Annotated in this window: 14 protein-coding genes; 9 read left to right on the forward strand and 5 right to left on the reverse strand. The window is 66.6% G+C overall.

Going from position 1 to position 12546, the window contains the following annotated elements; genetic code table 11:
- Positions 1–49 precede the first annotated feature (49 nt).
- From AWB76_RS33585 to AWB76_RS33620, 8 genes are all read left to right on the forward strand, one after another.
- Entirely contained in the window at positions 50–952 is a 903-nt protein-coding gene (locus AWB76_RS33585) for a lysophospholipid acyltransferase family protein (RefSeq protein WP_061164438.1), read from the forward strand.
- A 2-nt stretch (positions 953–954) separates the two neighbouring features.
- Positions 955–1539 (forward strand): LolA family protein, encoded by a 585-nt coding sequence (locus AWB76_RS33590; RefSeq protein WP_061164413.1) that lies wholly within the window; start codon positions 955–957, stop codon positions 1537–1539.
- 7 nt (positions 1540–1546) lie between these two features.
- On the forward strand, positions 1547–3919 hold the full coding sequence (locus AWB76_RS33595; RefSeq protein WP_061164414.1) for an MMPL family transporter: 2373 nt from the start codon (positions 1547–1549) through the stop codon (positions 3917–3919).
- Positions 3916–4728: a polysaccharide deacetylase family protein gene (locus AWB76_RS33600; RefSeq protein WP_061164415.1), complete on the forward strand. Its 813-nt coding sequence runs from the start codon at positions 3916–3918 to the stop codon at positions 4726–4728. The genes AWB76_RS33595 and AWB76_RS33600 overlap by 4 nt, the downstream gene beginning before the upstream one ends.
- 34 nt (positions 4729–4762) lie before the next feature.
- Complete coding sequence (locus AWB76_RS33605; RefSeq protein ID WP_061164416.1) at positions 4763–5485, forward strand: class I SAM-dependent methyltransferase; 723 nt, start codon at positions 4763–4765, stop codon at positions 5483–5485.
- 80 nt (positions 5486–5565) lie between these two features.
- A complete protein-coding gene (locus AWB76_RS33610; RefSeq protein ID WP_061164417.1) occupies positions 5566–6771 on the forward strand; it encodes a beta-ketoacyl-[acyl-carrier-protein] synthase family protein in 1206 nt (401 codons plus the stop codon).
- Positions 6768–7565: a beta-ketoacyl synthase chain length factor gene (locus AWB76_RS33615; RefSeq protein WP_208606646.1), complete on the forward strand. Its 798-nt coding sequence runs from the start codon at positions 6768–6770 to the stop codon at positions 7563–7565. The genes AWB76_RS33610 and AWB76_RS33615 overlap by 4 nt, the downstream gene beginning before the upstream one ends.
- Entirely contained in the window at positions 7565–8017 is a 453-nt protein-coding gene (locus AWB76_RS33620) for a hotdog family protein (RefSeq protein ID WP_061164439.1), read from the forward strand. The genes AWB76_RS33615 and AWB76_RS33620 overlap by 1 nt, the downstream gene beginning before the upstream one ends.
- Here the strand turns inward: AWB76_RS33620 and AWB76_RS33625 are convergent.
- From AWB76_RS33625 to AWB76_RS33645, 5 genes are all read right to left on the reverse strand, one after another.
- The gene (locus tag AWB76_RS33625) at positions 7990–8757 is read right to left on the reverse strand and encodes a class I SAM-dependent methyltransferase (RefSeq protein ID WP_061164418.1); all 768 of its coding nucleotides are present in this window, start codon (positions 8755–8757) and stop codon (positions 7990–7992) included. The two genes, AWB76_RS33620 and AWB76_RS33625, sit on opposite strands and share 28 nt — an antisense overlap.
- 37 nt (positions 8758–8794) lie before the next feature.
- Positions 8795–9394: a LysE family translocator gene (locus AWB76_RS33630; protein ID WP_061164419.1), complete on the reverse strand. Its 600-nt coding sequence runs from the start codon at positions 9392–9394 to the stop codon at positions 8795–8797.
- A gap of 77 nt (positions 9395–9471) precedes the next feature.
- Positions 9472–10179 carry a hypothetical protein gene (locus AWB76_RS33635; protein ID WP_244173556.1) on the reverse strand — a complete coding sequence of 236 codons (708 nt, stop codon included), beginning with the start codon at positions 10177–10179 and terminating at the stop codon, positions 9472–9474.
- A 244-nt stretch (positions 10180–10423) separates the two neighbouring features.
- Positions 10424–11005, reverse strand: coding sequence for a flavin reductase family protein (locus tag AWB76_RS33640; protein WP_061164441.1), 582 nt, complete (start codon positions 11003–11005; stop codon positions 10424–10426).
- 127 nt (positions 11006–11132) lie between these two features.
- Entirely contained in the window at positions 11133–11612 is a 480-nt protein-coding gene (locus AWB76_RS33645) for an NUDIX domain-containing protein (protein WP_061164442.1), read from the reverse strand.
- A gap of 201 nt (positions 11613–11813) precedes the next feature.
- Between AWB76_RS33645 and AWB76_RS33650 the strand changes: the two genes are divergently transcribed.
- Entirely contained in the window at positions 11814–12539 is a 726-nt protein-coding gene (locus AWB76_RS33650) for a PadR family transcriptional regulator (RefSeq protein WP_061164420.1), read from the forward strand.
- Positions 12540–12546 lie beyond the last annotated feature (7 nt).

Here is a 12546-nt window from a genome sequence, read left to right on the forward strand (position 1 = left end):
CGACTGGGCTGACCGCCAGGAACGCAGCAATCTCGCGTTGCTGCGCTTCATGACGTGGGTGTCGCTGCGCTTCGGACGGCGCATCGGGCGCGTGCTGCTGCGGATCATCACCGCGTATTTCGTCGTGTTCGCGCCGCGCGCGCGGCGTGCGTCGCGTGCCTATCTCGATCGCGCGCTCGGACGGCATGCGGGCTGGCGCGATGGTTATCGGCACGTGTTTTCGTTTGCATCGACGATTCATGACCGCATCTATCTGCTCAACGAACGCTTCGATCTGTTCGATATCCGCACACATGGCGTCGACGATGTCGAAGCGGCGCTCGCGGGCGGACAGGGCGCATTCCTGATGGGCGCGCATCTCGGCAGCTTCGAAGTGGTGCGCGCGATCGGCCGGGCGCAGCCGCATATCCGCATCGCGATCACGATGTACGAGGAGAACGCGCGCAAGATCAACGCGATTCTGGCCGCCGTAAATCCGGCCGCGCATCACGACGTGATCGGCCTCGGCAAGGTCGATGCGATGCTGAAAGTGCGCGAGCGTCTCGATGCGGGCAGTCTGGTCGGCATTCTCGCGGACCGCACGCTGCCCCAGGCCGGCGACGCGCTCAGGGAACACGATTTTCTCGGCGCGCCCGCCGCGTTTCCGCTCGGCCCGCTGCATATCGCGGCGGTGCTGCGGCGTCCGGTCGTGTTCATGACGGGCCTGTATCTCGGCGGCAATCGCTACGACATCCACTTCGAAACGCTTGCCGATTTCTCGAAGATCGAGCGCAGCGAGCGCGCCGCCGCCGTCGATGCCGCGCTCACGCGCTATGTCGCGCTGCTCGAAAAATATTGCCGCGCGGCGCCGTACAACTGGTTCAATTATTTCGACTTCTGGCAGGCCAATGCCGCGCAGGAACCCGCGCAAGCGAACGCCGCGCGCCTGCGGGAAGCGACGAGGGATTCCTGAGCATGCGAGTTTTCGCCGCCGTACTGACGGCCGCTTTGCTGTCCGCTGCATCGACGATCAGCGTCGCCGCCGGCGCGCCCTGGACGCTCGATCGCCTGATGAACACGCTCGGCGCGAAGAAGTCGGGCCGCGCACACTTCACCGAGACGCGTTATCTGAAGATCGCGCAGGAACCGCTCGAATCGTCGGGCGAGCTTGTTTTCGTCGCGCCCGATCATCTGGAAAAGCACACGGTCAGCCCGAAGCCGGAGAATCTCGTCGTCGATGGCGACATGCTCACGGTCGATCGCAACGGCCGCAAGGTCACCATCCCGCTGCGCAATTATCCGGAACTGGGCGCGTTCATCGAAAGCATTCGCGCGACGCTCGCGGGCAACCGCTTCGCGCTGGAAAACGCGTACAAGGTGTCGATTGCGGGCACAGGCGACGACTGGACGATGACCCTCGTGCCGATCGATTCGCGCATGCAGCAGAAAGTCAGCTCGATCACGCTCGCGGGCACGGGCGCGGCGCTCGCGCGCGTCGAGATCAGACAGGCCGACGGCGACCGCTCGCTGATGCGCCTGCAAGACGCGTCGGCGCACTGAACGCGGCATGCGCGCGGTATCGCGATCCTTGCGTCAGCCCGCGGTCATCGTCTGGCTGTGTTTGCTTGCAGCGTGCGCGGCGCTCATCGCGCGCGCGAATTTTTCCGCCGATCTTTCCGCTTTCCTGCCGCGCTCGCCGAGCGAACAGCAGCGCGTGCTCGTCGAGCAATTGCGCGACGGATTGGTGTCGCGGCTGATTCTCGTCGGCATCGAGGGCGGCGATGCGCACGCGCGCGCCGACATCTCGCGCAAGATCGCCGCGAAGCTGCGCGACGACAAGCGCTTTTCCGCGATCAACAACGGCGAGCCGGTCGGGCAGGCGCGCGACGAACGCTTCGTGTTCGAGCATCGCTACCAGTTGAGTCCATCGGTGACGCCGGAACGCTTCAGCGAGGCCGGGCTGAAAGACGCGCTCGCCGATAGTCTCGATCTGCTGTCGTCGTCGGCGGGCATGATGACGAAGGATTTGCTGCCGCACGATCCGACCGGCGAAGTCACCGCGCTCGTCAGTCAGCTCGACAGCGGCGCGCAACCCGCGATGCAGGATGGCGTGTGGGCGTCGCGCGACGGCACGCGCGCCGTGCTGCTCGTGCAAACCGCGAGCGCCGGTTCCGACACCGACGCGCAAGCGAGCGCGATGGCCGCGATCCGCGCCGCGTTCGCGCAGGCGGCGCCGGGCGCGACGGCTTACCGGCTGCTGATGACGGGGCCGGGCGTCATCGCCGTCGAAACGCGGGACACGATCATGCGCGACGTGCGCTGGCTGTCGGCGGCGAGCATCGTGCTGATCGTCGTGTTGCTGCTCGCGGTGTATCGCTCGGTGCCGACGCTGCTGCTCGGCCTGATGCCGGTGCTCTCGGGCGTGGCGGCAGGCGTCGCCGCCGTGAGTCTCGCGTTCGGCACCGTGCACGGGCTCACGCTCGGATTCGGCACGACGCTCATCGGTGAGGCTGTCGACTATTCGATCTATCTCTTCGTGCAATCGGCGGGCGTGCAAAGACGCGAATCGATGAAAGACTGGGTCGCGGGCTTCTGGCCGACGATCCGTCTCGGCGTGCTCACGTCGATCTGCGGCTTCGCGTCGATGCTCTTCTCCGGCTTTCCGGGCCTCGTGCAGCTCGGGCTGTACTCGATCGTCGGTTTGTCGACGGCGGGCATCGTCACGCGTTTCGTGCTGCCGCATCTGTTGCCGCAAGGCTTCGCCATCCGCGATGTCTCGCGCCTCGGCACTCTGCTCGCGCGATTCGCGGCGCAGGCGTCGCGCTTGCGGCTCGCGCTCGCGGTGCTGCTGTTCGCGGCGGTCGCCGCGCTGCTCACGCAGCGGCACGGCTTGTGGAGCCAGGAATTGTCCGCGCTCAGTCCGGTGCCGAAAGCCAGCCAGGATCTCGACGAACGCCTGCGCGCGGATGTCGCCGCGCCGGACGTGCGCTATCTCGTCGTGGTGTCGGCGGCGAGTGAGCAAACGGCGCTCGAACGCGCGGAAGCCGTCGCGCGGCAATTGCAGCCGCTCGTCGATGCAAACGTGATCGCCGGCTACGAAAGCCCCGCGCGCTATCTGCCGAGCGATGCCGCGCAGCGTGCGCGGATCGCGAGCCTGCCCGCCGCCGACACCTTGCGTTCGCGTCTCGCCATTGCCCTGCGCGATCAGACGATCCGCGTGAAGCCCGAGGTTTTCGAGCCGTTCATCGCCGATATCGAAGCCGCGCGCGCCGAGCCGCTTCTGCGCCGCGCCGATCTGCAAGGCACGTCGATGGCGCTCGCCGTCGATTCGCTCCTCACCGAACGCGACGGCCGCTGGACCGCGATGCTGCCGCTGCGCGCGTCGCAAGGATCGGACGTGCAGGTGCAGAAGATTCGCGCGGCGGTGGCGGCATCGCATGTGCCGGATGCGCTTTTCGTCGATATGAAAGCCGAAGCCGATCATCTCTACCAGAACTACGTGCACGAGGACATTCGCCTGTCGCTCGGCGGATTCGCCGCGATCGTCGTGCTGCTCGTGCTCGCGCTGCGCTCGCCGGTGCGCGCCGCGCGCACGCTGGCGCCGCTCGTCGCAGCGGTGATCGTCGTGATCGCGGGACTGGCGGTCGCGGGCAAGTCGCTGACGATCCTGCATCTGATCGGCATGCTGCTGATCGTCGCGGTCGGGTCGAACTACGCGCTCTTCTTCAACTATCGCGCGCACGCTTCGGACAACGCGATTTCGCCGCAGACGCTCGTGTCGCTCGTGATCGCGAATCTCGCGACCGTGCTCGGCTTCGGGCTGCTCGCGCTCTCCAACGTGCCGATGCTCAAGACGTTCGGGCTGACGGTCGGCCCCGGCGCGATTCTGGCGCTCGTGTTCTCGGCGATTCTCGCGCCGCGCCCGGACGTTTCGCGATGAACGCGCCCGGCACACCGCGCCGATGGACCCCGACGCCCTTGATCGGCGGCGCCGCGGCCGTGCATGCCGGCGCGCTCGCGTCGCTGCTCGCCGCGCCCGCGACGTGGCCGTGGGCGGCGGGCGGCGTGATCGCGTCGCATCTCGCGCTGACAGCGGCGGGGCTCTGGCCGCGAAGCGCGCTGCTCGGCCACAACTGGACGACGCTGCCGGAAGCGGCGGGCGCGCGCATCGCGATTACGATCGACGACGGTCCCGATCCCGATGTTACGCCGCGCGTGCTCGATCTGCTCGATGCGCATCGCGCCCGGGCGACGTTCTTCTGCATCGGCGAGCGGGCGCGGGCATATCCGCGCATCGTCGAGGCGATCGTCGCGCGCGGGCATGCCGTCGAGAATCATAGCCAGCGGCATCGGCATAATTTTTCGTTGATGGGACCGGGCGCGATGCGGCGCGAAATCGACGCGGCGCAAACGACGCTCGGCGATATCGCGGGCGTCGCGCCGCTCTTCTTTCGCGCGCCGGCGGGCCTGCGCAATCCGTTTCTGGAGCCGGTGCTGTGCGCGCTCGGCCTGCATCTCGCGAGCTGGACGCGGCGCGGCTTCGACACGCGCACCGGCGATGCATCGCTCGTCGCGCGACGTTTGCTGCACGGATTCGCGGCCCGCGACATTCTGCTCGTCCACGATGGCCACGCCGCGAAGGATCGCGAAGGCGCGCCCGTCGTGCTCGCCGCGCTCGACACGGTGTTGCGCGCGGCGGCGGATCGCGGGCTGGCCACCGTGACTTTGCGCGAGGCGATTGTCGGCTAGACTGCACGGGCCCGTCCGCTCAACCTTCGCCCGCATGGTGCCGACCGCGCTCATCGAAACCGCCAGTCTTCCTTACCGCGCGGCGGGCCGCTTCGCGTGGCATTTCGCATCGGCGAAGCTGCGGCGCGATCCGTTCTTCGCCCATATCCTCGCGCACGGTCTGATTCCGGATGGCGCGCGCATTCTCGATCTCGGCAGCGGCCAGGGCTTGCTCGCCGCGTGGCTCGTCGGTGCGCATGCGTGGCATCGGCATGATGCGGGACACGCGTGGCCCGCGCGCTGGCCCGCGCCGCCCGCGCCGCGCTCGATTCACGGCATCGAACTGACGCCGCGCGATGTGGGCCGGGCGCGCATCGCTTTGAAGGCGCATGAGGCGCGCGTGCGCTTCGTGTGCGACGACATTCGCGTCGCGCCGTTTCCCGAGGCCGATGTCATCGTCGCGTGCGATGTGCTCCATTACGTCGATGCAAACGCGCAGGAGTCGATCCTTCGCCGCGCCCGCGCGAGCCTCGCTGCTGACGGCGTGCTCCTGCTGCGCGTCAGCGATGCCGCCGCGGGCTGGCGCGCGCGTCTCGATCGCGCGGTCGATTTCGGCATGCAGATCGCGCGTTCGGCGCGTGCGAATGCCCTGACGGTTCGCAGCGAAGCGCAATGGCTCGCCCTGCTCGACGCGCTGCGTTTCGACGTATCGATCCTTCCGATGGGCACTGGCCCGCACCGCGCCAATCGTCTGCTGATTGCGCGGCCCGCGCGCTGAGTCCCGTCACGTCCGAAAGACCCGGTTTGTTACAATTCATCGCATCGAATGCCACCGGTTTCAAGGGAAACGAGCCCGTAGTGAATCCTCTTCTGCTTACGCATTTCACCGCGACGAGTTGCGCGGGCCGCGGTCTCGACGCGACGTTCGCCGCACTCTCCGACGCACGCAGCGGACTCGCGCCTTGCGACTTCGAAGGCGCCGCGCTCGGCACGTACACGGGCCGCGTCGCGGGCATCGAGGACGCCCCGGTGCGCGCGGAGCTCGCCGCATTCGATTGCCGCAACAACCGCCTCGCCCAAATGGCGATGGCGCAGGACGGCTTCGACGAACGCGTCCGCGAAGCGATCGCACGTTACGGCGCGGAACGCGTCGGCGTGTTCATGGGCACGAGCACGGCGGGGATTCTCGAAACGGAGCTGGCCTATCAGCGCCGCGACGCGCAAACCGGCGCGCTGCCCGCCGACTTCAACTACGCCAACACGCACAACCCCTACTCGCTCGCTGCTTTCGTGCGCGCGTATTTCGGGCTGCGCGGGCCGGCGGCGTCGGTGTCGTCGGCGTGTTCATCGGGCGCGAAGGTGTTCGGCTCGGCGCGGCGCATGCTCGAAACCCGCCTGATCGATGCAGCCGTCGTCGGCGGCGTCGATACGCTTTGCCTCACGACGCTCTACGGCTTCAATTCGCTGGAACTGCTCGCGCCGGGACCGTGCAGGCCGTTCGATGTGAACCGCGACGGCATTTCCATCGGCGAAGCGGCGGCGTTCGCGCTGCTCGAACGCGACTCGGCCAGCCACGCCGATGACGACGCGATCCGTCTGCTCGGCATCGGCGAATCGAGCGATGCGTATCACATGTCGTCGCCGCATCCCGATGGACTCGGCGCGCGCATCGCGATGGAACAGGCACTGGCGAGCGCCGGTCTCGATGCGGGCGATATCGGCTATGTGAACCTGCACGGCACCGCGACACCCAGCAACGACGCTGCCGAAAGCCGCGCGCTCACGAGCCTGTTCGACGGCGTGCCGTGCAGCTCGACGAAAGGCGCGACGGGTCACACGCTCGGCGCGGCCGGCGCGCTCGAAGCGGTGGTCGCCGCGCTCGCGTTGCGGCACCAGATGATTCCCGCAGGCGCCCATACGAGCGAGCCGGACCCCGCACTCGGCCTCGACTATGTGCTGACGACACGCGCGGCGCCGTTGCGCGCGGTGTTGTCGAACTCGTTCGGCTTCGGCGGGACGAATTGCAGTCTCGTGTTCGGACGCAAGGGAGCGGCATCGGCATGATTCCATTGCGTGCATATATCGAAGGTATCGGCGTGATCGGGCCGGGGCTCGCGGACTGGCCTCACAGTGCCGACGTGCTGGCGCAACGCACCGCGCGCGAAGCCGCGAAAACCGTGTTGCCCGCGCCCGCCGGCCTGCCCTCCGCCGAACGCCGCCGCACCGGACCCGTCGTGCGCGCGGCGCTCGCGGCGGCGCACGAAGCGGTCGCGCACAGCGGCCGCGATCCCGCGACGCTGGCCGCCGTGTTCGCGGCATCCGGCGGCGATGGCGGCAATTTCCACGCGATCTGCGAAACGCTCGCGAGCGACGAACCCCAACTCTCGCCGACGCGTTTTCACAACTCCGTCCACAACGCGCCCGCCGGTTACTGGAGCATCGCGACGCGCGCGATGGCCGCATCGAACGTGCTGTGCGCCTACGACGGCAGCTTCGCGGCGGGCTTGCTGGAGAGTCTCGCGCAAGTGAGCGTCGATGGCGTCGCGACGTTGCTCGTCGCCTACGACACGGATTATCCCGAGCCGTTGCGCCAGGTGCGCCCGATCGCCGATGCGTTCGGCGTCGCGCTGGTGTTGGCGCCGCAAAAGAGCGGGCGCTCGCTCGCGTGCATCGAAGCGCGTCTTTCCGATGCGCACGCCTCCATTTTCGCCGACGCCGATCTCGAAGCGCTGCGCCTCTCGAACCCCGCGGCGCGCGCGCTGCCTGTGCTCGAAGCGCTGGCGCGCGGCGTTGCATCGAATGTCGTGCTGGATTATCTCGACGGCACGCGGCTCGCCGTAGTGGTCGAGCCGTCATGATGGTCGACCGCGCGTGGATCGCCGCGCACATTCCGCATAGCGGCTCGATGTGTCTGCTGGATGGCGTCGTCGCGTGGGATGCTGCGCGCATCCGCTGCACGGCGACGAGCCATGTTTCGCCCGATAACCCATTGCGCTCGAAAGGCCGCCTCGCGCCGGTGTGCGGCATCGAATACGCGGCGCAGGCGATGGCGGCGCATGGCGCGCTCGTCGCCTCGAACGAAGCGAAGCCGCGTGTGGGCATGCTGACGAGCGTGCGGGGCGTGCAGACCTACATCGACCGGCTCGATACGCTCGACGGTCCGCTCGATATCGAAGCCGAACGCATGGGTGGCGACGACAACACGGTGCTCTACCGCTTCGCCGTGCACTGCGCCGGCCGGTTGCTGCTGAGCGGCCGGGCCGCCGTGATCCTCGACGCCGCTCAGACCGCCGGTTTCGTCGCGCAATAAGCGGAAAAGATGCCGAGTTCGACATCGCGGCGCACGTCGACGAAGCCCGCGCGCTCGATCGCCGCGATCACCTTCTGCGGCGGCACGCAAGCCTCGATCGTGTCCCAGTAGTAGCGCATCAGCTCGACGCTTTCCCCTTTCTTGCCGACGATGCGCGCGATCACCGGCACCACGCCGCGCATATAGAACTTCAGCGCCGCGACGCCCACGCCGTGCTCGGGCCGCGTGATTTCGAGCACACAGAGCCGTCCGCCGGGCGCGAGCACGCGAAAGTATTCGTCGAAGGCCTTCGCGAGATCGCTCACGTGGCGCAGCGCGAAACCCATGCTCAGAAAATCGTAGGCAGCGCTGTCGCACGGCAGATCTTCCGCCGTGCCGATGCGCGTCTCGACGCCGATCGGCAGATGCGCCTCGCCGACCATGCCCGGACTCGGATCGACGCCCGTGACGAGCGACGCGTCGCCCGTGATCGAGACCGCTTCCTTCGTGACGAGCCCCGTTCCCATGCCGACATCGAGCACACGCATGCCGCGCGCGAGTCCCGCGGCTCGCAGCGCGCGATTGCGATACCACGTGCCGGAGCCGAGAGCCATCGCGCGCTCGATCGCGTCGTAATCGGATGCGGTGCGGTCGAACATGCCGCGCAGCCATACGCGCCGTTTCGATTCGTCGGCGTAGTAGGCGGTGAGCGGCTCGTGCGGGGCTTTATCGTCGATATCGCTGCGCCGGTCAGAGGTCATTCAGTCTCCTGTTTCGTTCGCTGAGCGCTTGTATCGCTCAATGAAGCGTCGTCCATGCGAGCGCGATGGAGAACGTCGCCAGCACGATCGATGCCCCGCGCTGCACGCGCTCGGGACTCAGCCACGCGAGGCGTCCGGTGCCGAGCGCCGCGCCGAAGGTGATCCACAGAAAGCCGATCGGAATCAGCGCGGCGGCGAAGATCGACATCGTCTGGAGATAGGCGACGGGATCGCCGAAGGCGCTGGAGGGAAAAATCGCGCTCGCGAACAGCATCGCTTTGGGATTGAGCAACGTGGTGACGAAGAGCGCGCGCATGCCGACCGTTTTTTGCGCGGACGTCGGCAAGGCGACGGCCGTGCGCCACATCGTGATCGCGAGATACGCGATATAGACGCTGCACGCGATGCGCACGAAGGTCGGCAGCCAGGTGAGGAAACCGGCCGCGTGCGTGACGAGATAGCCCCAGACGGAAATCGCGATGCAATAGCCGGCGAGTTCGGCGGCCATGAGCGGCGCGGCGCGCCTGATGCCGCTGCGCAGACCCGCGGTCGCGAGCAGCGTATTGGTCGGTCCGGGCGTAATCAGAATGATGACGATGCCGAGCAGCAGCAGCATCGCCTGTGAACTTGAATGCATGGAACGATTTTGAATTTTGGATGCAACGTGCTTAATACCATAATTCGATGTCGTTCCTGCCGAGCAGGCAAGCTTTGTTACTCGGGCAACGCCGCGAGCATCTCGGCCGCCGTTCCCGCGACGACTGCTCTCGGCACCGGCACCGCGACTTCGGGCGCCGGCGCCGGCAACGCGAGCGTCAAGGCTTTGCGCGCACGCGTCATCGAGTTGCGGACGCGGCGCTCCGGGCGGCTGAACATGCCGCCGCCGACCAATGCGACGAACGACGCGGTCAGCGGCACCGCGAGCAGCATCGTCGCGAACTTGAAGAGGCCGAGCTTCAACGGGCTGCGCGATGCCCATGCGGACCATCCGAGCGCGAGTCCGATGTAGGCGATGCCCGCGGGCGCGCCCGCCAGTTCGGGCATGCCGATACTGTGCGCGAGCGGCATCGGAAAAATCAGAACGAAGAGCGCGATGCTCGACATCGCCTGAACGAGCAGCGCGCGCCGCCGTTTGACGAGGCCGGTGATCGACAGGAACGCCAACACGAGCACGAACGGCGGACACGCGGCCACGACGGCGGCGAGCGCCAGATAGACCAGGACGCCGCTCATCAGATTGCGCGAATAGCCTTCCGACGATGCGTAATACACCATGTAGCCCGCCGCGATCGCCGCCACGCATGCAACAAACGCGGCAATGCCGCCCTGCCCGTCCGGCGACACGACGAGCCTTAGCAGCAGGAGACTCGTGAAGCCGACGAGATAAACCAGAAACCGCACAACCGAAAAACGCTGTTTCATTACCGCACCCCTTTCCCCTGACGGTGCGAGCGTTCGTCATCACGATCCCGCACGAATGGAGACCTAATGAGAACTGTCCTCGCCCATCTATCGCCCGCGTCCGAATTCGAATGACGGATCGCGCGCTCATGAGCGCCGCCGCGAATGGACTTTCGGTCCTTGGCGGTCGACGTCTGTTTATCGACGGGGAAACGGGGAATCTTTAGCCCATCTGCGGCGGGCTAGAGGAAGCACACCAAATGGTTCAGCGTGCCAGCGGTTTCGCCTGCTCCATCGATGACGCGCGCACGAACCTGCCCGCGCCCAGATGGTGAATCGTGTGCAGCGGCTGATTCGATTCGTCGATGATCCAGTGGCCGTCGACGAACACGCGTGCATCGGCGGCCGCCGCGACGACCTCGGCGAAGCAGGTGTCGTAGGCGTCCTCCGTGTGCTTCTCGTCGATGAGCCTGCACTCGAGCCACGCCGCGCAGTTCGTCTCGATGAGCGGCAGACCGAGCACCGGCCCTTGCACGGCATCGATGCCGAAGGCCTCGAACTTGTCGATCTCGCGCCCGCTCGTGGTGCCGACCGCGTACGTGAGATCGATCATCGCCGCGCCCGGCACGACGATGCCGAACGTGCCGCTCGCGGCGGCGAGTTCGCGCGTGAAGGTGTGCTTGTCGATCACGACGGCGACGCGCGGCGGCGTGAATTCCACCGGCATGGACCAGGCGGCGGCCATCACGTTACGGCGTCCGCCGTGCGCGCTCGTGACGAGAACGGTCGGACCGTGGTTGATGAGACGGCTGGCGTGCTCCAGCTTGACGGGGCGAAAGTGGCTCATGGTTTTATGCATGCAAAAGACAAAATTCAGCTAAGCCGGCGATTGAAACGTCCGCGGCTGTCCGGCAGCGATGTTCCTATCGTCGAAACGTTTTCAGGGTGACGAGCGGGTTTCGTGACGCAGCGCCTCACGCACGGTGGCAATAGGCAGCGGCCGCTTCTGTCAGGGCGATGCTGCGCAGTTCTTCCGGCGATGCCAGCCGCGCGTCGACGATCTCGCGGTTATCGAGCCGCAACTCCGGCATGGAATCGAGGTGCAGTTCGAAGAAATGGACGGTGTCGCTTCGTCCGTCCCAGACACCGCGAGCGCCGCCGGCGGGAATCAGGGAGTGCGATGAGAGCCCGATCTCCTCTTCGATTTCGCGCAACGCCGCTGCGTAAGGCGTCTCACCGGGGTCGATACTGCCGCCGGGCAAGTTCCACTCGCGCCGATACGACGACTTCACCAGCAACAGCATCGGCCCGACGTAGATCGCGACGAGCGCGCCTTCATGGTGGGGCCGCCGGATATGCCACCACACGCGAGCGAACTGGAATCCGATGCGAAGCATCACGCGCCAGACAGAATCGACGAATGAAGCGGGTCTTGCTCGCCCCGGAATCGACATCAGGGTTCTTTCCTTTCCTTGCATCTTTTCAGGGCTATCGAATTCGTCGCGGCCGTGCCGCCCAGCCCGCAGTCTAGCTCGTTGCCGGCGATTTCTCGTCTCCGGCCCCTTCGCGCGCGTCATGAGCCAAAAATCGCCTTGACAGACACTCTTACGATATATATCTTTAGATATGTTTTACGACATATCTGGAGTGCTCATATGAAATCCCGTTGCTTTCAACGCGCGCGTGAAGCCGGCTTTCGCGCCTTCGGTTTTGATTCTCCGTTCGAGGCGCCCGAGTGGGCCGAACGATTCGCTCTCGAACGCTGGGGCATGATCGGCCGTCATCGCCACGGTGGCGGCGGTCCCGGTGGAATGGGCGGCATGGGTGGAATGGGCGGATTCGGCGGCGAAGACGGCATGCCGCGCGGCCGCAAATTCTCATCCGACGACCTGCAACTGCTGCTGCTCGCGATGCTCGCCGAAGCGCCGCGTCATGGTTATGAACTCATCAAGGCGCTGGAAGACCGCTCCAACGGCTTCTACGCCCCGAGCCCCGGCATGGTCTATCCGGCGCTCACGTATCTGGAAGAGCTCGGGTATACGACCGTCGAGCTGGAAGGCAATCGCAAGCGCTATGCACTTTCCGATGCGGGCCGCGACTACCTCGCGTCGAATCGCGAACGCGTGGACATCATGCTCGCGAAGCTCACGCACTTCGCGCGCAAGATGGATCTCGTGCGCCGCGCGTACATGGGCGAGGAACCCGACGATAACGCCGCCGACAGCGGCTGGGCGCCCGAACTGATCGCCGCGCGCCGTGCGTTGAAGAAGGCGCTGCTCTTGCGCACCGATGCATCGCAGGACGAGCAGCGCCGCATCGCCGCGATCCTTGCGCGCGCGACGGCCGAAATCGAACAAAACCCGGCGCCGAAGCAGGCGTAAAGAAGGA

The organism is Caballeronia temeraria, assembly GCF_001544795.2.
Taxonomy (GTDB): domain Bacteria; phylum Pseudomonadota; class Gammaproteobacteria; order Burkholderiales; family Burkholderiaceae; genus Caballeronia; species Caballeronia temeraria.